This is a genomic window from Oceanicella sp., from assembly GCF_056449545.1.
The window spans coordinates 21,909-44,144 of sequence record NZ_JBWOMN010000015.1 but is presented as its reverse complement, the minus strand read 5'-3'; the positions used below and the strand labels follow the sequence as shown (position 1 = coordinate 44,144).

General features: G+C 66.1%; 17 protein-coding genes. 12 read left to right on the top strand and 5 right to left on the bottom strand.

Annotated features, from left to right (window positions below):
- Nucleotides 1-6: 6 nt before the first annotated feature.
- The 11 genes from AC1HC7_RS01850 (at nt 7) to AC1HC7_RS01800 (ending at nt 13,471) form a co-directional block, all read left to right on the top strand.
- Nucleotides 7-498: a hypothetical protein gene (locus AC1HC7_RS01850; protein ID WP_479496955.1), complete on the top strand. Its 492-nt coding sequence runs from the start codon at nt 7-9 to the stop codon at nt 496-498.
- A complete protein-coding gene (locus AC1HC7_RS01845) occupies nt 495-1,094 on the top strand; it encodes a MotE family protein (protein WP_479496954.1) in 600 nt (199 codons plus the stop codon). The genes AC1HC7_RS01850 and AC1HC7_RS01845 overlap by 4 nt, the downstream gene beginning before the upstream one ends.
- A 90-nt stretch (nt 1,095-1,184) precedes the next feature.
- Entirely contained in the window at nt 1,185-2,057 is an 873-nt protein-coding gene (gene motA / locus AC1HC7_RS01840) for a flagellar motor stator protein MotA (RefSeq protein ID WP_479496953.1), read from the top strand.
- A complete protein-coding gene (locus AC1HC7_RS01835; RefSeq protein ID WP_479498593.1) occupies nt 2,054-4,543 on the top strand; it encodes a prolipoprotein diacylglyceryl transferase in 2,490 nt (829 codons plus the stop codon). Before motA ends, AC1HC7_RS01835 begins: the two co-directional genes overlap by 4 nt.
- Nucleotides 4,536-5,258: a flagellar hook-basal body complex protein gene (locus tag AC1HC7_RS01830; protein ID WP_479498592.1), complete on the top strand. Its 723-nt coding sequence runs from the start codon at nt 4,536-4,538 to the stop codon at nt 5,256-5,258. The genes AC1HC7_RS01835 and AC1HC7_RS01830 overlap by 8 nt, the downstream gene beginning before the upstream one ends.
- Nucleotides 5,259-5,337: 79 nt before the next feature.
- On the top strand, nt 5,338-6,123 hold the full coding sequence (gene flgG / locus AC1HC7_RS01825; protein WP_479496950.1) for a flagellar basal-body rod protein FlgG: 786 nt from the start codon (nt 5,338-5,340) through the stop codon (nt 6,121-6,123).
- A 38-nt stretch (nt 6,124-6,161) separates the two neighbouring features.
- Complete coding sequence (gene flgA / locus AC1HC7_RS01820) at nt 6,162-6,650, top strand: flagellar basal body P-ring formation chaperone FlgA (protein ID WP_479496949.1); 489 nt, start codon at nt 6,162-6,164, stop codon at nt 6,648-6,650.
- Nucleotides 6,647-7,384, top strand: a complete 738-nt coding sequence (flgH, locus tag AC1HC7_RS01815; protein ID WP_479498591.1) for a flagellar basal body L-ring protein FlgH — start codon at nt 6,647-6,649, stop codon at nt 7,382-7,384. The genes flgA and flgH overlap by 4 nt, the downstream gene beginning before the upstream one ends.
- 9 nt (nt 7,385-7,393) lie before the next feature.
- Nucleotides 7,394-7,912, top strand: coding sequence for a flagellar basal body-associated FliL family protein (locus AC1HC7_RS01810; protein WP_479496947.1), 519 nt, complete (start codon nt 7,394-7,396; stop codon nt 7,910-7,912).
- A gap of 331 nt (nt 7,913-8,243) precedes the next feature.
- Nucleotides 8,244-10,070: an FAD-dependent oxidoreductase gene (locus tag AC1HC7_RS01805; protein WP_479496946.1), complete on the top strand. Its 1,827-nt coding sequence runs from the start codon at nt 8,244-8,246 to the stop codon at nt 10,068-10,070.
- On the top strand, nt 10,067-13,471 hold the full coding sequence (locus AC1HC7_RS01800) for an adenylate/guanylate cyclase domain-containing protein (protein WP_479496945.1): 3,405 nt from the start codon (nt 10,067-10,069) through the stop codon (nt 13,469-13,471). Before AC1HC7_RS01805 ends, AC1HC7_RS01800 begins: the two co-directional genes overlap by 4 nt.
- Before the next feature lie 50 nt (nt 13,472-13,521).
- On the opposite strand, the gene AC1HC7_RS01795 is transcribed toward AC1HC7_RS01800, so the two are convergent.
- The 4 genes from AC1HC7_RS01795 to AC1HC7_RS01780 form a co-directional block, all read right to left on the bottom strand.
- Complete coding sequence (locus tag AC1HC7_RS01795) at nt 13,522-15,936, bottom strand: DUF1989 domain-containing protein (RefSeq protein WP_479498590.1); 2,415 nt, start codon at nt 15,934-15,936, stop codon at nt 13,522-13,524.
- Entirely contained in the window at nt 15,933-17,906 is a 1,974-nt protein-coding gene (locus tag AC1HC7_RS01790) for an ABC transporter permease (protein ID WP_479498589.1), read from the bottom strand. Before AC1HC7_RS01790 ends, AC1HC7_RS01795 begins: the two co-directional genes overlap by 4 nt.
- Nucleotides 17,906-18,934, bottom strand: coding sequence for a quaternary amine ABC transporter ATP-binding protein (locus AC1HC7_RS01785; RefSeq protein WP_479496942.1), 1,029 nt, complete (start codon nt 18,932-18,934; stop codon nt 17,906-17,908). Before AC1HC7_RS01785 ends, AC1HC7_RS01790 begins: the two co-directional genes overlap by 1 nt.
- 67 nt (nt 18,935-19,001) lie before the next feature.
- The gene (locus AC1HC7_RS01780; protein WP_479496941.1) at nt 19,002-19,940 is read right to left on the bottom strand and encodes an ABC transporter substrate-binding protein; all 939 of its coding nucleotides are present in this window, start codon (nt 19,938-19,940) and stop codon (nt 19,002-19,004) included.
- Nucleotides 19,941-20,213: 273 nt separating this feature from the next.
- On the opposite strand from AC1HC7_RS01780, the gene AC1HC7_RS01775 reads away from it, so the two are divergent.
- Nucleotides 20,214-21,146: a LysR substrate-binding domain-containing protein gene (locus AC1HC7_RS01775; protein WP_479496940.1), complete on the top strand. Its 933-nt coding sequence runs from the start codon at nt 20,214-20,216 to the stop codon at nt 21,144-21,146.
- Between the two features lie 96 nt (nt 21,147-21,242).
- Here the strand turns inward: AC1HC7_RS01775 and AC1HC7_RS01770 are convergent, their stop codons facing one another.
- Complete coding sequence (locus AC1HC7_RS01770) at nt 21,243-21,899, bottom strand: VPLPA-CTERM sorting domain-containing protein (protein ID WP_479498588.1); 657 nt, start codon at nt 21,897-21,899, stop codon at nt 21,243-21,245.
- Between the last annotated feature and the right edge of the window lie 337 nt (nt 21,900-22,236).

Here is a 22,236-nt window from a genome sequence, read left to right as displayed (position 1 = left end):
CACCCGATGACCCTCATCGCTGACGGATTGATGATCGCCGCGGCCCTGGTCGCCGCCATTTACTGCCACGTGCTGGCGCGCCGTCTGAACAAGCTGCGCGATCTGGACAATGGCCTTGGCGGCGCGATTTCCGCCCTGGCGCATCAGGTCGACGAAATGCGCGTGGCGCTGGACGGGGCCAAGAAGGTCTCCGGCGCCTCGGTGAAGGACCTGGCTGAGCGCACGGCGCGCGCGGAAATCGCCGCCGGGCGGCTGGAGCTGCTGCTGGCGACGATCCATGACCGCGACGGCGCGCAGCCGATTCGCCCTGCGCCCGAAAAACCTCAGCGCGACGAGGCGGCCCGGGACAGCGCGCCCGCGCCGGATCGGGACGTGATGGCGCAACGCGGATCGGCGCGACCGGGCGCGGGCCTTGCCGATCCCGGTCAGGTGGTCGAGGCGCTGCGCGAGGAAATCGCCAGGGCGGTGCAGGAAATGAATCGCGGAGCCGTCGGGTGACACGCCGCGTCCGCTCGCCGCGCGCCCTGTTGATTCTGACGGTGTGCTTCGTTGGATCCGGGCTGGTTCGTCTCGGCGATCCCGACGGCGCCCTGGCCAAGGAGGCCGCGAATCTGGCGGCCGCCGTCGGCGCCGGAGAAGCGCTGAACGCCATGGCGACCGATGCGCCCGCCGCCTGCCCGGCGCCTCCTGACCCTTCGGCGCTGCTGGCGGGCATCAAGGAACGCGAATCGATGCTCAGCGCCCGCGCCATCGAAATCGCCGATCGCGAACGGCTTCTTGAAGCGGCGGAAGCGAAGTATCGCGAGAACATGATGCAGCTTGAAGAGGCGGAAAAGAAGCTGTCCGCCACGCTGGCGATCGCCGACAAGGCCGCGGACAAGGACGTCATGCGGCTGGTCTCGGTCTACGAAGCGATGAAGCCCAAGAACGCCGCGAAGATTTTCGAGACCATGGATGTGACTTTCGCCGCCGGCTTCATTGCGCGCATGAACAAGATCGCGGCAGCCCGGGTCCTCTCCCAGTTGAGCGCCGGCAAGGCCTATTCCGTCAGCGTGGTGATCGCCGGGAGGAATGCGCGGGCGCCGACGGAATAAGCGCGTCTCTTCGCGGCTTCTTAACCGTTGCGCCCCGATACTCGTCACATCCCGCTGGCGAGCGCGCCGGCCCTGCATCGCGAGGCTTACATGATTGGCATCGGCGGCATCGTGTTCACCTTGGCGATGGTGTTCGGCGGCTACCTGATCGCCGGCGGCAAGATGGCCATCATTCTCCACACGCTGCCTTACGAGATGATGATCATCGGCGGCGCCGCAATAGGCGCGTTTGCGGTCGCCAACGACATGTCCGCGATCAAGCATACGATCCGCGATGTCGGCAAGGTGTTCAAGGGCGCGAAGTGGAAACCTCAAGATTATCAAGATCTTCTGTGTCTGCTTTTCGAACTGATCCGCATCGGCCGCGCCAACCCCATGGATCTCGAACCCCATATCGAAGCGCCCGAAGAATCGACGGTTTTCGCCAAGTACCCGCGAATACTGAGCGACGGCGCCGCGGTGGATCTGATTTCCGACACTCTGCGCGCGGGGTCCATGAACTATGACGATCCGCATCAGGTCGAGGACGTGCTGGAAAAGCAGCTCGACGCCAAGCTGCACCACTCTCTGCACTCGAGCCACGCGCTGCAATCCATGGCGGACGGGCTTCCGGCGCTGGGGATCGTCGCGGCGGTGCTGGGCGTGATCAAGACCATGGCCTCGATCGACCAGCCGCCCGAAGTGCTCGGCGGCATGATCGGCGGCGCGCTGGTGGGAACTTTTCTCGGGGTGTTTCTGGCTTACGGGCTCGTCGGCCCGTTCTCGACCAAGGTGAAGTCAGTGGTCGAGGCGGATCACCAGTTTTACAATCTCATTCGCGAGGTTCTCGTCGCCAATCTATACAAGCATGCGCCCGACATCTGCATCGAAGTCGGTCGCCAGAACACGCCGCGGGAGCTGCGCCCGAGCTTTACGGACCTGAGCGACGCCCTGCGCGAAACCAAGACGGCGGCCGCGGCATGATTCGCCTGATTGTTTTCATTGCGATCTCCCTGGCGGGCGGCCTCGCCGTCGCGCAGGAAAAGGCCCGCGTGCGCGCGGGGGAGCACGCGACGTTCAGCCGGATCGCCATTGATCTGACCGACGTGACCGAGTGGTCGCTGACTCAGGATGGCCGCAAGGCCGTGCTGAGATTCCCGGGGCGAAAGGTTGATTTCGATACGCGCCAGATCTTTCCAGGGCGTCGCGTCACCAGAATCCTGAATGCGCGCGGCGAGAATGACGAAAGCGGCGCGCAGCTCGCGCTGACCTTGTCTTGCGCCTGCGAAGTCAAAGGCTATCGATTCGGCGCGAACATGCTGGTGGTCGACATACGAGAGGCCGTCAGGTCAGTCGAAGAAGCCGAAGCCGTCGCCACGCCGGAGACGCCTCCTGAACCGGCCGAGATCGCCGATATGCAACCCGGTGATTCGAATCCTGCCGAAATGCCGCCTGGAGACGCGATTTCGCTCCAGGAGCCAACCGAGGCCGTTGCAGAGACCGAAGCTCCGGGCATGATTGAACCTTCCGCATCGGATGACCCGGACGATCAAGCGCAAATGGCCGACGCGATCGCAGAGGCTCAGAGTCGCTTGCTGGCCCAGCTCACACGCGCCGCCGAGCAGGGCCTTGTCGAGTTTCGGCCGCCCGAGAAAAGCGACATGGAGGGCATGAACGCTTCCGCTCCGGATGACGCCGTCAAAGCCCCCGAGGCGATGCCCGAGCAGGAGGCGGATGAGGCGATGGTCTCCCACGGCGATGCGCCTCCCGAAGCCTCGGCGAAGGGGGATCATCGTCAAATCGCGCCCTCGCCGCTCACCCATGAGGAAAACCAGGCGAGGCTTGCTGAAGAACCGACCGAGCCGGTCGACGAAGTCACGACCAGCGATGCGCGCCTCACGGAACCTCAGCTAGTTGCGAGAACTGTGTTCGACCGGGCGCGCAAAACCGCGCCGGAGCCTGAGCGCCCGCGCGTCAACTGCCCGCCGGAGTCAAGCCTGGACGTGGAAAACTGGGCTACGGACAGCCCTCTGTCCGAGCAAATCGCCGATCTGCGTCGCAACCTTTACGCCGAGTTTGATCGCCCAAGCGCAGAAGCGGCGCTGGCGTTGGCGCGCCTCTACATTCGCTTTGGCTTCGGCGCCGAGGCGATGCTGCAGCTGCGCGACGTCGTGGCGGATGCGGCGGAGGTTGCGCTGCTGCAGGACCTCGCCAACATCGTTGAAGGTCGTCCCGCGTCTCCCGACGGACCCGTCTTCGCCGCCAGGGATTGCGAAGGCGCAATCGCCATGTGGCGTTCAGCCGCTCGAGTCACACGTGGCGGCGCGCGCGAGGACGGCGATGGTGCCGAGACGCATGTCGATGCGATCATCAAGGCCTATGCCGAAACGCCGCTCGAGCTTCGCGGCCTTCTCGGACCGGCGCTCATGGAGGATCTGCTCGATCGCAACATGCCCGAAGCGGCAGAAAGGATTCTTCTGATTCTTGATCGGGCCGTTGGCGATCGGGGCGCTTACGCAGACATGGCGGCGGCCAGAATCGCCGCCGTCAACGGTCGCGAGAAGGATTCAGATGCGATTTTTCGCAAGCTGATAGCGAAGAATGCGCCAAATCGCGCCGAGGCGATGATTCTGTTGGGCGACAGCATGATCCGGCGAAACGCGAAGCCGCCGGCGGCTTTTCTCACGGATGTCGCCGCCACCGCTTTCGAGTTGCGCGGCGCCGAGATCGGGCGTCGGCTGCGCGTTACCGAGATCACCACGCGTGCCGGCGCCGGCGGGCTGAAGGCGGCATTTCGAATAATTGACGGTGATCTGCGCCGCGACCCGGGTTCGGAGCCTTCACTGCGCCAGGCAGCGCGGGACATACTGTCTCGCGCCGCATCGCAGGAGATTGACGCCGTCGAGTATGCCAGCGTGATTGCGGACCATCTTGACATTGTCGGGGATGATGCAACTGCCGATGAGGTGAGGATATCCGTCGCTCAGGAAATGACGGCCATTGGTCTGGCCAATATGGCCTTGACCGTCCTGGCCCCTCCGCTTTCACGCGGGTCTGAAGCTGCGCGGCTCGCAGGCGCCCGGGCGCATCTCGCGCTTTCAGACGGGAAGTCAGCTCTCGAAATGCTCTCTGAAATTGAATCGGCCGACGCCGCTGAACTGCGAGCCCGCTCGCAAAATCTGCTTGGCGACTACGCCGCGGCGTTCGCCGCCTTGAGGGCCGATGACAATGCGCCGCCCGAGTCGGTGGCTGGATTCGCATGGCGAGCAGCGGATTGGAAGACGGCGGCGACGCTGTCAAAGGATCCTGTCCGCAAGGAGCTTGCGGCATTCATGGCGGCTGAAGAGCAAGCAATTGAGCCGGCATCTTCGACCGATGCCGAGGTTCCGTCGCTGAGCGCCGCTCTGGCGCTCGTGGAAACGTCGCGTGAGGCTCGAACTCTCCTGGAAAAGGCAATGTCCGATGGATAATGCAAGCTATGTCGCGCTTACGCGCCAATCCGCATTGCTTTCAGAAATGCAAGTCGTTGCGAACAACATCGCAAACATATCGACGGCCGGATACCGCAAGGAAGGCGCGATCTTCGCTGAAATGGTCAAGGCGTTGCCGGTTGAGGGCGGGTCCATATCGATGACAAGCGCGCGGGCCCGCGTGACGGACTTTCGTCAGGGCGACATGGCCCGCACAGACGGAACGTTCGATCTCGCGATCGAGGGCGACGGCTTTTTTCAAGTCGAGACGGCAGCCGGAATTCGCCTGACCCGCGCCGGCGTCTTTGCCCGCAGCGCGGAGGGAGAGCTTGTAACGCCCGATGGATACCGGGTCCTGGGCGATGGCGGCAGTCCCATATTCCTGCCGCCCGACGCGCGGATGTTTGAAATCTCCGCTGACGGCACCATTGCCGCGGATGGCTCGCCAATCGGCGCGATTGGGCTTGTGCGCGTGGAGAATCCCGAATCGTTGACGCGAGAGGGCGGCGTGCTCTTCAACACCGATGAAACTCCGCAGCCTGCGGAAAACGCGGCGATCCGGCAGGGTTTCATCGAGGGCGGAAATGTGGATCCGGTTTCCGAAATGGCGCGCATGATCACGATTCAACGCGCCTACGAACTGGGCCAACGGATTCTTGACGGCGAAGACGAACGGGTGAAGTCGGTCCTGCGCACGCTTGGCCAACGCGCCTGACGCTTAGAAATACGCGCCGCTCGCAGAACGCGAGCCCAGCCCGCCCCTGCGGACGGCGCCAATCCAGAAGGAGAAAAACATGCGCGCACTGAGCATCGCGGCCACCGGAATGGCGGCACAGCAAATGCGAGTGGAGGTCATCTCGAACAACCTCGCGAACATGAGCACAACCGCCTACAACACACGCCGCGCCGAGTTTTCGGACCTTCACTACCAGCAGGCCCAGCGCGCCGGCACGGTGAACGCGTCAAACGGTTCGGTGTTGCCCACGGGGGTTCAGCTCGGGCTGGGCGTGCGCGCGGCGGCCGTGTCCATGAGCGTGGCGCAGGGCGCGCTGGAGGACACTGGCGGCGATCTCGACATCGCGATCCAGGGCGCCGGGTATCTGGAGATCGACCTCCCCTCCGGCGTCACCGCCTACACGCGAGACGGCGCGCTGAAGCGCACGGGCGAGGGCCTGATCGTCACATCAGACGGCCATCCGGTGAAACCCGAAATCACCATCCCGGAAGACGCCCGCGCCATCACCATCAACCCACAGGGCGAGGTTTACGCCTATTTCAACGATTCGATCGATGCGCAGCTTCTTGGCGCATTCACGCTTGCGTCGTTCTCCAACCAGAAGGGGCTTGAGGCCATCGGCAACAATCTCTTCCTGGAGACGGAGGCGTCCGGCCAGGCGAATATCGGCGAACCCGGCGTGGATGGCCGCGGTTTCATTCGTCAGGGATTTCTGGAAGAAAGCTCGGTCGACCCGGTGCGCGAGATCACCGAGCTGATCGAGGCGCAGCGCGGCTACGAGCTCAACGCCAAGGTGATCACGGCCGCTGACCAGATGCTCGCCGCGACGACGCAGATCCGATGACCCGGCGCGCTGACAAGCGGCCGAGCGGCGTAGGCGCGATGGCGCTGATCGTCGGCGTCCTCTCGCTGGCGAGCCCATTGCAGGGCGCCGCGGCGCAAACCGCCGCGGCGATTGGCGCGGTCGCGTCCAGCATCGAATCGGCAAGCGTTGCGGGACAGGTGCTGGTCGCCGCGCGTTCGATCCGGAGTCAGAGCGTGATCACCATGGCCGATCTGGCATTCGCGAGCCCCGGGGCCGCAAATCTTGGCGCGCTCGTCGATCCGGCCGCGGCGATCGGCATGGAGGCGCGGGTGACCATCTATCCCGGCCGGCCCATTCGGCCTGGCGATCTGGCGACGCCGGCCCTGGTGGAACGCAATGAAATCGTGCGGCTTTCCTATAACCGCGGCGCGCTGACGATTCTCGCGGAGGGCCGTGCGCTGGATCGGGGCGGCCGCGGCGCGCGCGTGCGGGTGATGAACCTCGATTCGCGGCTGACCGTGATCGGTCGCGTTGCCGGCCGCGCCAGCGTGGAGGTGAGCAGATGAAACAGCTTGCGTTCACTGTGCTGACGATCGCCGCGATTGCCGGATGCTCGCGCCTTGAAAACGTCGGCAAGGCGCCGGCGTTCACGCCGCCCGGGACCGCCGAGAATCCGGCCCCGCCCTTGACCCAAAGGCGCGTTGCGCTGGCGACCCCGCGCCCGGCCCCGGCGCCGGAAGCCTACATGACCGGTTCGCTGTGGCGCTCCGGGCCCACATCGCTGTTCGGCGATCGGCGCGCCAAGCTGCTGGGCGACATCCTGACCGTGGTCATCGAGATCGATGACAAGGCGGAGATCGAAAACGACACCGAGCGCAGTCGCTCGGGGTCCGAGGATCTGTCGGTCTCCGCGCTTCTGGGCGCGCCGGCGCTCATCGAGAACGCATTCGGGATCAGCACCAACCCTGCGGCGGCGATCAAGTCGAAATCCAATTCCACGGGCGGCGGTTCGGTCAAGCGCAACGAGAAGATCACCCTGCGCATCGCCGTGACCGTGGTCGACGTGCTGCCGAACGGGCATCTGGTGGTCGCCGGCAACCAGGAGGTGCGCGTCAATTTCGAACTGCGCGATCTGCAGGTGGCCGGCGTGGTGCGGCCCGAGGACATCTCGCGCCGCAACGAGATCACCTATGACAAGATCGCCGAGGCGCGGATCGCCTATGGCGGTCGCGGACAAATCACCGATGTTCAGCAGCCGCGCTACGGCCAGCAGATCGCCGACATCATTTTGCCTTTCTAGGAGGGATCGTTGAAGAAGCTCATACCCCTGCTTCTGGCGCTCGTCGGTCTGGCGGGCGGCGTGGCGGCCGGCATCCTGCTCAAGCCGCCGCCGGAAGACGATGGCGAGATGCATGCCGGGACGGACGCCGAGAGCATGGCCGAGCCCGGCGAGGGCGAAGGCCAAGACGCCGCCATGGAAGAGGAGGCGCCGGCGGAAATCGTCGACTACGATTACGTGCGCCTCAACAAGCAGTTCATCGTGCCGATCGTGCGCGAGAACGCCATCGCCTCGCTTGTGATCCTGTCGCTGTCGATCGAGATCGAGCCGGGCGGTTCGGATGACGTGTTCAGCCGGGAGCCCAAGCTGCGCGACGCGTTTCTGCAGGCCCTGTTCCTGCATGCGCAATCCGGCGGGTTCAGCGGCGCATTCACCAGCGGCCAGGCGATGAAGGACATGCGCGGCGCGCTCCGCCGCGCAGCGCGAAAGGTGATCGGCCCGACGGTGAATGACGTGCTGGTGACCGAAATCGTGCGGCAGGATCTGTAGCGCCTCGCCCCTTCAGGGGCTGGGCGCCGCCGGGCGCCGGTTTGCGGTGTCGTCGGTCACAGATCGAAGCGGCGCCGAACAGCCGCGCCAAGAGGATCGCGGGCGACGGCGGGCCGGGCATTCAGGCCGCGTTGAGATGCATGAATGTCATGAACAGTCTCGGACTGGAAAGAATCTTCACAGATTTTGCGCGTGATTCGGCTGATTTGGTGTATGGTCGCCGCTGGCAATCACCTCTGGCGCTCATATTTGCTGGCTATCCGTTGCGTGTAGTCTTTGACCTCTAAGTTGTTGAGGTGAAGCTGGCAATATTCAAAAAGAGGGGCGACGCATGCGCAATGTCGTGGTCGTAGGAGCGGGAATCGCGGGACTGACTGCATGCCTCAGACTTCTTGAGCGCGGTTTTCAGGTCACCCTGTATGAGCAGGATGAATTCGTCGGCGGCATGCTGCGGGCCAATCAGGATCCTGTCACCGGGTTGCGCCGCGAACACAGCTACCACATGTTCATGAACTGGTATTACAACTTCTGGAAAATCGCGGAAGAGATTGGAATCGAAGACAACTTTTCGCCACGCGAGGCTTTCAAATTCCTGTATCCGGGGCGGCTTGCGGATCCGCCCGAACTTGTCAATCCCGGCGGTCCGCAGGACATGATGCGAAATCTCGCCTCCGGCGCCGCGTCGCCGCCCGAGCTGTTTCTGTTCATGTATTCCATGATCGATCTGCTGGCCACGCCGATCGGCCGGGATCGCATGCTTGACCGGTTTTCGATGAACGCTTTCCTGAATTCGCGACCCTACGCCACCGAAGGCACGGCCATGCTGCACCAGAAGGTGTGGGAAACGGTGTGGGCGATTTCCAGCGATCAGGCCTCGGCGAAAAGCTATCGGACGTTTCTGAAATACGGCAACCGCGTGCCGACGCCCCAGCTCTGGCTGCTGCGCGGCAACAAGCACGACATGCTGCTGCGCCCGTTGCTGCGCAAGTTGAAGGGCTTCGGCGACAGGTTCGACCTGAAGTTCAAGCACCGGCTGAAGCGCATCGAACCGGCGGCGACGGGCGCGAAAATCGCGACGCTGACCTTTGATCGGGTGGACAAGTCGCCCTCGGTCAACCCGCGCGGCCCCGGCAAGGGGATCGGCGACGGCGGCGGGTGGCGCCCGGAGGGCAAGCCGGTCGTCGTGCCGGTGGCCGAGGACGACGTCATCGTCTCGGTGACGCCGGGCATGATGGCCGATCTGGTCACGAACGATCTTTACAACGCCGACCCGCAACTGGGCGAATTGCGCTACCTGCAAGCCGAACCCATGGCCTCGGTCGAACTGCATCTGAAGGTGAAGCGCCACGACATTCCTGACGATGTCACCGTGTTCATGGACGCCAAGTACCAGATGACCTTTCTGGACTATTCGCAGCTGTGGCCCGATCAGCGGACGACGTTTCTCTACATCACCGTGTCCGATGTGAAGAGCCTGCTTTGCGTGCCCTCGGAACGCCGCGACGAAAACGGCGACCTGGTGCTGAATCTGGATCGCCCGACCACGGCGATCGAATACGTTCTGGACCAGGTGCGGCGCAGCATCGATCTCGACCTCGAGGAGATCAACCTGCGCCACACTTCGATCGAAATGAACACCGGCGAGGAGCTGTTCGCCAACATGGTCGGCAGCTGGGAATACCGGCCCACCACCGGCACGGCGCTGGAAAATCTGTTCCTTGCCGGGACTTACGTGCGCAATCTTGCCGATGTCTCGACCATCGAGGGCGCGGTGATCAGCGGGCTCAACGCCGCCGAGGCGGTGCGTCGGCGCGCCGGCGTCGGGGATCCGATCACGGTGATCGAGCCCGATCACTACCCGCCCGAATTGTTCGCGGCGCTGAAAGTCGTCTGGGCGCCGCTGGCCGCCGGGGCGAAGCTGTGGTCGATGGCCAACGACGCCGCGGGCTACGGCGCGGCGCGCCCGTCGCGCCCGTCGCGCCGACAGGGGCCGTCCGCTCAGGGCGACCGGCTGCCGCAGGATCTGGGCACGCTGTTCTGGGATTTCCTGCCGCGCAGCCTGTGGTCGGGGCAGGGGCGCGGCCTCGGGCCGCTGTTCTGGGAATACCGCGCCGACGGCCGCAGACGGGGACGCGGGCGCAGGAGCGATCCACGGTGAGCGAGATACGTCGATGGCTGGAACGCAGGAACCTGCAGCAATACGCTGATCTGTTCGAGCGGCATGAAATCGGCGTGGATGTTCTGGGCGAGCTTACGCATGACCTGCTGAGGGATATCGGCGTGGAGCCGCTGGGGCATCGGCTGGCGCTGCTCAGGCCCGCGCTGGAGTCCGACCCGGGCGTTGACGCAGGCCCGGACTTCGATCCGCCGCCCGGCCATGACGAAAACGCCCGGCCCGGGTCCGCCCCGGCCCCGGCGCGCCGCGCGGCCACCGCCGGGGCGCCCGAACGCCGCCAGCTGTCCATTCTGTTCTGCGATCTGGTGGGGTCCACGCAGATTTCCGGCATGATCGATCCGGAGGATTACCGGGATCTCATGCGGCTGTATCAGGAGACCGTGTCCGAAACCGCGGTGAGCTACGGCGGCCATGTGGCCAAGTTTCTCGGCGACGGGGTGATGATCTATTTCGGCTATCCCACCGCCTTCGAGCGCGCCGCCGAGCGCGCGGTGCAGGCGGCGCTGCGCATCATCGAGGCGATCGCCGCGCTCCGCACCGGTCACGACATCAAGCTGCAGGCGCGGATCGGCATCGCCACCGGGCTGGTGGTGGTGGGCGACATGATCGGCCGCGGGGTGGTCGAATCCTCGGTGGCCTCGGGCGAGACGCCCAACCTCGCGGCCCGTCTGCAAGGCGTCGCCTGGCCCGATGCGGTGGTGATCGACGGCGGTGCGAAAGCGTTGATCGGCGACGCGTTCCGGCTGGAATCGCTTGGTCCGCAGCGGTTGAAGGGCTTTGCGGCGCCGGTCGCCGCATGGCGCGTGCTGGGCGAATCCGAGCCCGAGGCGCGGGTCGAGGCGCGACGCCTGTCCACGCCGTCGCCGCTGGTGGGGCGGTGCGCCGAGATGGATCTGCTGCTGGGCGACTGGCGGGCGGCGGCGGCGGGCGACGGCGGTCGGGCGACGCTGCTGAGCGGCGAGCCGGGGATCGGCAAGAGCCGCCTGCTGGAGGAACTGGAGGCCCGGATCCAGTCCGACGCGCCGGTGGTGCTGCGCTATCAGGGCCGGGCGCGCTTTGCCAATTCCGCTCTCCACCCCATCCGCCGCCAGATCAAGCACGCGGCGCGTTTTGCGGCCGGCGACGACCAGGAAACCCGGCTCGACAAGCTGCAGGATCTGTTGCTGGACAATCTGGGCCCGGACCGGGCCGACCGCTTCGGCGCGCTGTTCGCGTCCTTGCTGTCGCTGCCGCTGGATCGTTTCGCGCCGCTGCGCCTGTCGCCGGCGCTGCAGAAACGGCGCACCATCGAGGCGATGGTGGAGCAGGTGGAGGTGCTGGCCGCGGAACGCCCGGTGCTGCTGCTGTTCGAGGACGCCCATTGGGTCGATCCGACCACGCTTGAGGCGTTCGACGCGCTGATGCGGCGGCTGCCGGATCTGCGGGTGCATCTGGTGGTTTCGTTTCGCCCGGAATTCGAACCTGCCTGGGTGGACATGGCGCATGTGCGGCGCTGCGACCTCGGGCGGCTGACGACCGAGGACTCGGCGCGGATCATCGCCCATGTGGCCGCCGGCGCCTCGGTGCCGGGGGAATTGCGCCGCACCTTGCTGGACCGCACCGACGGCATCCCGCTGTTCGTCGAGGAACTGACCCGTTACATCGTCCGGCGCGACGCGCAGGCGGCGGATGGAGACCTGGAGCGCGACGGCGAGCATGTGGTGCCCGCGACGCTGCAGGATTCGCTGATGGCGCGACTTGACCGGCTGCAGGATGTGCGCGAGGTGGCGCAGATCGGCGCGGTGATCGGGCGGGAATTCGATCTCGACCTGCTGTCCGCGATCTCTGGCTGGTCGGGGGCGGAATTGCGCGCGGCGCTGGTCTCGCTGGAACGCGAGGACCTGGTGACCCGCCTGCGCAGCCAGTCCCGCGAAGCCTGGATGTTTCGCCACGCGCTGGTGCAGGACGCCGCCTATCAATCGATCCTCAAGCGCAACCGGCAGGCGCTGCACGAAAGCATTGCGCGCACCATGGTCGCCAGTTTCCCCGAACGCTGCGAGACCGAGCCCGAATACGTCGCCTATCATTTCAGCCGGGCCGGGCTGGGCGGCGAGGCGGCGGCGCATTGGCTTGCCGCCGGGCAGGGCGCCTGGCGGCGCGCCGCCGCGAAGGAGGCGCTGGCGCATCTCGGCCAGGGGCTGGCGCATGTCGGCGCGATCGCCGCGCGGCCTGAACGCGAGACGCTGGAACTGAAGCTGCAATCGACGCTGGGCGTGGTGCATTTCGCCGCCACAAGCTACGCCTCGCCGCAGGCGCAGGCGGCGTTCATGCGGGCGCGGGCGCTGTGCGACACGGTCGGCAACCTGGATCTGCGTTTCGCGGTGCTGTATGGGCTTGGCGCGTTCGAGACCATGAAAGGCGATCTGCGCGCCGGCGAATCCACGATCGACCAGCTATGCGTGGCGGCCGATGCGGCGTCGACGCCGCGATATCAGGTCTACGCGGCCTCGATGCTCGCCTGGTCGCATTACAATCGCGGGCGGTTTCGGGATTCGCTCGCCAGCGCGCGGGCGCTGGCGGCGCTCTATGATCAGGGCGCCTGGGCGCAGGACGGCCCGCGCCTGTCCGCCGCCGATCCGCGGGTCATCAGCGACAGCTTCAGCGCGCTGGCGCTGTGGGCGATCGGGCGCGCGGATCAGGCGACCAGGGCCTGCGACGCGGTGCTGGACTACGCGCGCGAACTGAATGACCCCTACAGCCTCGTCTACGCCTACAGCACGGCGGGGGTTCGGATCCCGGACCTGACCGGGCAGACCGAACTGGTGCTGGAGCGCGCCGATGCAGGGACCGACATGGCGCGGGATTTCGGCTATGATTTCCTCGGCGTCTTCACCTCGTTCTGGCGCGCGCGGGCGTTGAGCAAGCTGGGGGAGACCGGCGAGGCGGTGCAGGTCAGCCAGGCGGCGCTGAAAGCCTGCCAGTCATTCGGCGTCGGTTACCACATGGCGCATTTCACCGGCAATCACGCCCGGATTCTGATGCGCGACGGGCGGATGGATGAGGCGTTGGCGACGCTGGAGGGGCTGGACGCCATGGCCGCCCGGACCGGCGAGCGATCGCAGGAGGCCGAGACCCACATCATCATCGCCGAGGTGGTGCAGGCGGCGCTGGGCGACGCGGCGCGCGCCGAGCGGGAATACCGCAAGGCCATGGACGTGGCGCGCCGCCAGCAGGCGCTGGGCTGGGATCTGCGCGCGCGGCTGGGCCTGTCGCGGCTGCTTGCCGCAAACGGCCAGCAGCGGCGGGTGGGCGAGGTGCTGCGCCCGGCCTGCGACGCGGTCACCGAGGGGCTGGACACCAGCGACGTGCACAGCGCCCGCGAAATGCTGAAAGGCGTGGCCTGAGCGCGGCGGGATCGGGAAAGGGCGGGGATCGGGGCCCTGATCGGGCCGGATCAGTCGTAGACGCCCTTCACCCGGGATTTGGTCGGATCGAAATGCGGGAACGCGCAGACCCGCGCGCGCAGGCGCATCTGCTGGCCGTCAAGCCGCCCGACTTCCACATCGGTTCCCGGCGCGGCATGGTCGACGGCAAGCCGCGCCAGCGCGATGGTCTTGCCCAGAATCGGCGATTTCATCGCCGAGGTCACCTCGCCGATCTGCGCGCGGCCCATGCGCACGCAATCGCCGGGCGTGGGCACGATGCCGCCTTCGATGTCCAGCCCCACGAGCTTTCGCTGCGGATGCGCCTTGCGGGCCTCCAGCGCCGCGCGGCCGATGAAATCGTCGGTCTTTGATTTCAGCGGCACGGTGAAGCCGATGCCGGCCTCGAACGGGTCGGTCTGGTCGTCGAATTCGCTGCCGGCGAAGATCAGCCCGCCCTCGATGCGCAGCATGTCCAGCGCGCCGAGGCCCAGCGGTTTCAGGCCCAGCGGCGCGCCGACCTCCCACACCCGGTCGAACATCGCCGGCGCATCCTTGGGGTGGCAGAAGATTTCGTAGCCCAGTTCGCCGGAATAGCCGGTGCGGCTGATCACCGCCGAGGCGCCGCGCAGGTCGCCGATGCGCGCCACGGTCAGGCGAAACCAGCCCAGTTCGTCGATGCTGGGCTGGGTGGGCGGGGTCCAGAATATCTCGCGCATGATATCGCGCGACAGCGGCCCCTGCACCGCGATGTTGTGCAGCTGGTCGGTGGAATCCCGCACCCAGACGTCGAGCCCGCGCTTTTCGGCCTGTTCGCGCAGCCACAGCCCGCTGGCGTCATTGCCGCCGATCCAGCGGAAATTCATCTCGCCCAGCCGATACACGGTGCCGTCGTCGATCATGCCGCCATGGTCGTAGCACATGGCGGTGTAGACCACCTGCCCGACGCCGAGCTTCTTCATGTTGCGGGTGACGCAAAGCTGCATCAGCGCCTCGGCGTCCGGGCCGGTGACCTCGTATTTGCGCAGCGGCGACAGGTCCATCACCGCGGCCTTTTCGCGACAGGCCCAGTATTCGGCGATCGCGCCCTCGCCGATGAAGGCGTTGGGCAGCCAGTAGCCGTTGTATTCGACGAAATCCCGCGTGTGGCGGGCAAAGCACTGGTGAAAGCCGGTTTCCTTGGTGTCTTTCACATCTGCCTCCGCTGTCTTTCGGTAACCGACGGATCGGCGAAAGCCCGCCGCCGCGTCATGGGTGCGGATCTGGATGTCCGTGGGGTTCCAGCCATTCGCCGGGTCCACGTCGCAGGGGCATGCGGTGGAGACGCAGACCAGATCGTCAAGGGCGCGCAGCAGCACGTAGTCGCCGGGGCGCGACCAGGGTTCGTCCATGGTGATGGCGTTGGCCGCGTCGAGCATGGTGTTGAAGAAGAAGTTGATCGCCGGCCAGCCGGCGCGTTCGCGCAGCCCGAAAAGCGCCAGTTCGGCGTTCATGTTGTCCGAGCAATTGACATGGCCGGGATAGCCGAGATCTTCGTAATAGCGCGCGGTGCAGGCCAGCCCGAACATGTCGTGACGCCCGCAGGTGTCCTGCACGATCTCCACCAGCGGCTGCTGATCGACGGTCCAGTATTTGGAAAAGATCCCCGGCGCCGGATACAGCGCGCCCATCAGCGCGCGGGTGGTGGTGGGGTCGATCTCGCGTTCTTCGCCCCGATCCAGCGCGCGGCGCGAGAAGGCCTGGAAATCCGAACATTCCCGACCCTGCACGTCGAGGATCTGGATGAAATCGCCCTTGTTCACCTCGTAGGTCACCGCCTGCCCGGGCCGGATGTTGAAATCCAGCAGCGGATCGGCGAGCGGGTCGGGCGGCGCCCCCGCCCCGTTCAGCCCCGCCCCGTTCAGCCCGGCCTTGCCCAACCCCGGCTTGCCCGGTCCGGGATGGGCGCGGCGCAGGTAAAGGATCAGCTCGCTGGGCGGGTTCTGGTCCTCGGGGGCCATGGGGCCGCCGGGGGCGGCGAGGATCAGCAGCCCGTCGCAGGCGGCGGTGAAGGCGGCGCTGTCGCCGGGGCGCGAGCTTTCGGCGAACACCCGCACCGCGTCGCCGCGCCCCAGGTCGAACCCGGCGCGGTCCAGCGCGCGCAGCACCGCGGCGCCGGACGGATCGCCATGGGCGAGAACCGACTGCACGCCGCTGGGCGCCCCGCGCCCGGCGGCCCCCAGCATCGCCGCGTCCGACCGGCCGTCGGGCGCGAAGAACACCAGTTCGCCAGGCTGCATGCCGTCGCGATCGAGCACGATGATCTCGTCGCCGGCGCGGATGGCGACCGTGCGCGATCCGCCGCCCGGGACCGGGTGACGTTCGACGCCATGGGGCAGGACCGGCAGCCCGGGGCGCAGCACGCCGCGCCGCTCCGCCGGCGTTTCGAACGACGCGCGGAAATTCACTGACCGACTCCCAGCGCGTCCTTGCGGGCCTCGGCCCAGCGCATGATCACGTGATCGATCGCCAGCGCCATCATCGCGACGCAGAGGCCGAGCACCAGATTCTTGCCAAGCTGGTTGCCCGCAAGCGTCTTTTGCAGCTCCTGCCCCAGATCCTGGGTGCCGATGAAGGCGGCGATGATGACCATGAAGAAGGCGAACATGATCGCCTGGTTGAAGCCCACGGCCATGGTGGGCAGCGCCAGCGGCAGTTGCACTGACCAGAGTTTCTGGCTGCGCGTGGCGCCGGACATGTCGGCGGCCTCGATCATCTCCGGCGGCACGCCGCGCAGGCCCTCGACGGTGTAGCGCACCAGCGGCACGGTGGCGAAGATCAGGATGGCGAAGACCACCGCCACGTCATTGACCCCGAACAGCATGATCGCCGGGATCAGGTAGATGAAGCTCGGGAAGGTCTGGGCGGTGTCGCAGATCAGCAGGATCGGCCCGGCCCAGCGGGAATTGCGCGCCGCCGCGACCCCCAGCGGCAGCCCGATCAGCGCCGCCAGGAACACCGCCGCCGTGACTGCGTAAAGGGTGATGATCGAGCGGTCCCACCAGCCGGTCAGCGCCACCATGGCGAAGAAGCCGCCGGTGATCAGCGCCGATCTGCGCCCGCCCACCAGCCAGCCCAGCGCCGCCGCCGCGAAAACGATGCTGAGCGAGGGCAGCCACAGCAGCCCGTTGCGAAACGGGATCAGCACCCAGGTGATCAGAAACCAGCGCAGCCATTGCGTGGTCGACTGGATGATCTCGATGTTGAGGAACGCCTTGATCACCCCGTCGATCTGCTTGCCCATGGACAGATCCTGCGCGCGGGTGATGTGGTCGGCGATCTGCACGACCTGCGCCACGGCGATGAACAGCGCGAAGGCGGCGATGCCGAGCAGCAGGTGGAAATGCCGCTTCCACCACGGCGCGCCGCGTTCGAAATGCTCCGGCTGCTTGACCACCCAGGCCTTGGACAGCCGGTCCAGCATCACCGCGAACAGCACGATGGTGACGCCGATCTCGAAACTGCGCCCCAGTTTCAGCGAATTCATCAGCGCCAGCAGCTTCGCCCCCAGCCCGGGCATGCCGATGAAGGCGGTCAGCACCACCATGGCGAGGCTGAGCATGATCACCTGGTTGACGCCGACCAGAATCTCGGTGCGCGCCGCCGGGATGTAGACGTGGCGCAGCATCTGCCAGCGGGTGGCGCCGCTCATGTGGCCGCTCTCGACGATCTCGTTGGAGACCTTCTTCAGCCCCAGCGTGGTCATCAGCACCATGGGCGGGATGGCGTAGACGATGGTGGCGACGCTGGCGGCGGCGGGGCCCACCTTGAAGAAGATCACCGCCGGCAGCAGGTAGGTGAAGAACGGCAGGGTCTGGAGCACGGCGAGCGTCGGGCGCAGGGCGGTCTCGAAGCGCCGCGACCGCCAGGCCAGCACCCCCAGAACCAGCCCGACGGCGAAGGCCACGGGGGCGGCGACAACGATCACCGACATGGTCTGCATCGCCAGCTTCCACTGGCCGATCAACGCCGTCCAGACCAGCGCGCCGCCGGCCAGCAGCGCCAGCCGCCAGCCGCCCAGCCAGTAGCCGGTGATCGCGGCGGCGGCGGCGATGGCGGTCCAGGGGATCGGCCCCAGATCGGGCCAGCGGCGCTTGCCGTAAAGCAGGTTCGCGGTGATGTCGAGCAGCCATTCCAGCCCGGCGGAGATCGTGCGCGTCAGGTATAGCAGCCCCAGATCGTCCTTGATGAAATCGAACAGCTTTTGCAGCCAGACGTCATAGGGCAGCACCGCCCAGTCCGGGACCCGCACCAGGAAATCCGGCAGCACGGGCCGCGCCAGCGCCAGCGCCACGGCCAGCGCCAGCAGGATCAGGGCCATGGTCCTGCGGCTTGACGGCGCAATCCCGTCCGCGGCGGCGGCGGCGGCGGCGCTCATCAGTCCTCTCCCAGCAGCAGGTCCAGCGCCGCCTGCCGGTTCATGGCGCCGATGATGGCGCCGTCGGCGTCGGCCACGGGGATGGAGACGCGCGCGTCGTTCACCAGTCGGCGGGCCAGCCTGCGGATGGTGGCGTCGGCGGGCACCGGTTCGCCCTCGGGCGCCTGCCCGTTCAGCGGCCGCGCCAGCACCGCGGCGTGCACCACGCGGGCCTTTTCGATTTCCTCGGTGAATTTCGCCACGTATTCGGTGGCCGGGTTCAGCACGATGCGGTCGGGGGTGTCGCATTGCTCCACCGCGCCGTCCTTCATGATGGCGATGCGGTCGGCGAGCCGCAGGGCCTCGTCGAAATCATGGGTGATGAAGACGATGGTCTTGCCCAGCATGTCCTGCAGGCGCAGGAATTCATCCTGCATTTCCCGCCGGATCAGCGGATCCAGGGCCGAGAAGGGTTCATCCAGGAACCAGATGTCGGGCTCGATGGCCAGCGACCGGGCGATGCCCACCCGCTGCTGCTGGCCGCCGGACAATTCGCGCGGAAAGTATTCCTCGCGCCCCTCCAGCCCCACCAGCTTGATGACCTCAAGCGCCCGGTCGCGGCGGTCGTGGCGGTCCTGCCCGCGCATTTCCAGGGGGAAGGCGACGTTTTCCAGCACCGTGCGGTGGGGCAGCAGGCCGAAGCTCTGGAACACCATGCCCATCTTGGAGCGGCGCAGCTCGATCAGCTCGCGTTCGCTGAGCGCCATGATGTCCTGCCCGTCCACCGTCACCTGCCCGCCGGTGATGTCGATCAGCCGCGACAGGCAGCGCACCAGCGTCGACTTGCCCGACCCCGACAGGCCCATGATCACCAGCATCTCGCCTTTCGAGATGTCCAGCGAGACATTGCGCACCGCCGCGATGTAGCCGTCGCGGCGGATGTCCTCGAAGGATCGGTCCTCGGGCATCGACGCCAGGTATTTTTCGGCGTCCGCGCCAAAGAATTTCGAAACGTTCCTGCAGGAAATCACCGGGGTGCCGTCGCTCATGGGGTTCTCCTGTAAAACCCCGCCCGATCAGGCCGGGCGGGGAAATGTCTGGAAAGGGTCGACGGCGCTACTTGGTCCAGCCTTTCCAGACGCTTTCATTGTTGGCGAGCCACTCGGCGGCGGCGTCTTCGGGCTCCATGTCGTCGATGTCCACCAGCTTGGCCATCTGCGCGATCTGCGGGTTGGTGAAGGAGATCTTCGTCAGCGTCGCGTAGGCGTCGGGCCATTTGTCCTTCATGCCCGCCCAGGCGGCTTTCTTCAGATAGCCGGTGGCCGGGTTGCCGCAGTCATAGGTGGCGTTGGGGTTGGGGCCGACGCTCGGGTCCTTGTCGCAGCCATCGACCCATTTGGGGAACTCGACGAATTCGCCCGGCCAGACGGCTTCGGCGAAATTCGGAGTCCAGTTGAACACCACGACCGGTTTCTTGTCCTTCTCGGCGGCGCCGATTTCAGCCCAGATCGCGGCGGCCGAACCGGCGTTCACCACGACGAAATTCAGGTTGAGCGAATCCACGCGTTCCTGATCGTGCTTCAGCCAGTCCACCGGACCGCCCAGGAACCGCCCCTTGTCGCCGGTCTCCGGCGTGGCGAAGGCGGCGGCGCAGGCGTCGAGCGCCTTCCAGTCGGGCAGGCCGGGGCAGGCCTCCTTGGTCCAGAGCGGATACCACCAGTCCTCGCGCGTCACCGCGTTGTGGTCCCCGGCGTCGACGATGCCGCCCTTTTCCATCGCGGCGCGGAAGGATGCGCCGAATGCGCCCTCCCAGACCTCCAGCTCCAGCGTCACGTCGCCGCTGCGCACCGATTCATACACCGCCTGACTGTCGGTGGTGACGTATTCCACATTGGCGCCCATGGATTCGAAGATCTGCCCGACCACGTTGCTCATCACGATCTGCGAGGACCAGTTGTGGATGGGGATGACGATGGGGTCGCTGCTGTCGGCGGCGTGGGCGGGGGACGTGGCGATCGCCAGCGCGGCGACGCAAAGCGTATGTTTCAGTTTCATGATGGCTCCCTGAATCGAACTGTATTGTCGAACTGTTCTGACGTCGGAGAGTTCCGGCTCTCCGATCTGGGACCATTGTGGGGGAAGGCCTGCGCATCGCAGCATAGAAAAATAAGGGGCTTTGCCCTGAGTTTTTGCTGGCAAATGCGGATTGTCATGCTTTTATCAATGCGTTGTGGGGGGCGCCGGCGCGCGAGTCCGTCGGATGGCCGCCGCCAGGTCTGGAAGGCGCCGCGCCGCAACGCGACGCTGATCATCGGGGTGGCGCTGAAAATGCCGCGAAAAACCAATGTGCTGCCGCCGCTGGATTACCTTCTGGCCTTCGAAGCCGCGGCGCTGCGCCAGAGCTTTGCGGGCGCCTCGCGCGACCTCAACATCAGCGAGACCGCGATCAGCCGCAAGGTGCGGCTGCTGGAACTGCATTACGACGTGCCGCTGTTCCTGCGCGGGCATCGCTCCATTCGGCTGACGCCGCAGGGGCGGAGCCTGCTCGACAAGGTCGGCCCGGCGCTGGAATCGCTGCGCGACTCCTCGCGCGAGATGCTTTCGCGCAACCGGCGCAACGCGGTGACGCTGGCGGCGACGAATTCGGTGGCGGCGCTGTGGCTGATGCCGCGGCTGCGGCTGTTCAACCGCGCCAACCGGCACTTGAAGATCATGCTGGTGGCCTCGGACAGCGACCAGGAATGCCTCGCCGACACTGTGGACCTGACGATCCTGCGCGGCGACGGCGACTGGCCGGGCTACCGGGCGCGGCTGCTGTTCGGCGAGACCATCTTCCCGGTCTGCGCGCCGGGGTTTCTGGCCGCCAATCCCGGGATCGCCGATCTGGCGCGCCTGCCCGAGCACGCGCTGATCGAGGTGTCGAGCGCCCATACCGAATGGATGAACTGGCGGGACTGGCTGGCCCATAACGGCGCGGCGGGGCTGGAGCTGGACGAGGCGGCGCTGTTCAACACCTATCCGCTGGCGATTCAGGCGGCGGTCGAGGGGCTGGGCGTGGCGCTGGGCTGGGGGCATCTGGTGGATCGGCTGCTGGCCGCGGGCAAGCTGGTGCGCCCGCTGGGGGCGCTCGACGTGCGCACCAGTCATGGCTACTACCTGCTGCGGCCCGAGGCGCGCCCGGGCTTCGCCGAACAAAGCAGCGTCGAAAGCTGGCTGCTGGAGGCCAGCGCCGCGCGCACCCGCTACCGCGCCAGGGGATGACGCGGAAAAACAGGCCCCCCGCGCCGCGAGGGGCCTGCCTGCAACCGATCCTGTCGGTTGTTTGTTGCGGCCCGGCGCGTGCGCCCGGCCATCCGGTCACGCGGCGTTGCGCTTGCGAAAGACGTAGCCGAAGCCGGCCATGCCGCTGACCAGCAGCAGAATGCCCGCCGGGATCGGCACCGGCGACACGTCGATCGCCGAGATGTACATCTGCTGGCTGTCGGGGCTGCCGTATTTGAAGTCGAAGATCTTGCCGATCAGCGGCGACATGCCGAAATCGAGCAGGCTCGTCAACGCGTAGTCCATGCCGTTGATGTTGACTTCGGACGAGGCGTTGAAGCTCGTGCCGTGACTGGCGTTGCGGAACCAGATCTTCTCGATCTTCCAATCCTGCGCGAACTCCAGCCGCAGGCCTTCGCCGGAACTCAGGTTGTCGTCGCCGCCAGGATTGCACTGACTGCCGCTGAGAGCCTTGCAGACGCCGATGCCGGCATTTCCGCTGTCGAGATAGGCGTAGTTGCTGGAATCGTCGAAAGCGTCATTCCAGCCCGTGGCGGAAACGGCGACGCCGTTCACGGACAGCGGATTGCCGATGAAACCTTCGACTGCCTGCTCGCCGACTCCGGCGCCATAGACGCCGCCGCCATCGATGAACTTTGCGAAGTCGAGATTCGTTGACACGGCGGCCGCGCTCAACGCGCTTCCCGCCAGGAAAGCCGCCGCGAGCGGCAGGGTTATGCATTTTTGCTTCATTGAGGGGTCTCCATCAGGAAGGAACGTCTACAACGCTGGCATGACGTATGAATCCGAGGCGAACATCCTCTAACGCTAATGTTTGTTAATGTATATGAATTTTTGGGTCTGCGCAAGAACATAAGCGTCCATATGGGCGCTTTCATTGAATATGTTCAATTTTTCGTTAAATACAAATAGCAATACTGATTGTATTTCTCCCGACGGGAGATCTGTTGACTTGACTGGTCGCGCCCTGGGTGCGCTGGCGCGCTTGGGATGATTCGTCTTTCGTGATTGGGGACCCGGGCTGCGACAAGGGCATCCACCCGCCCGGGGCGGTGCGATCGGCGCCTGG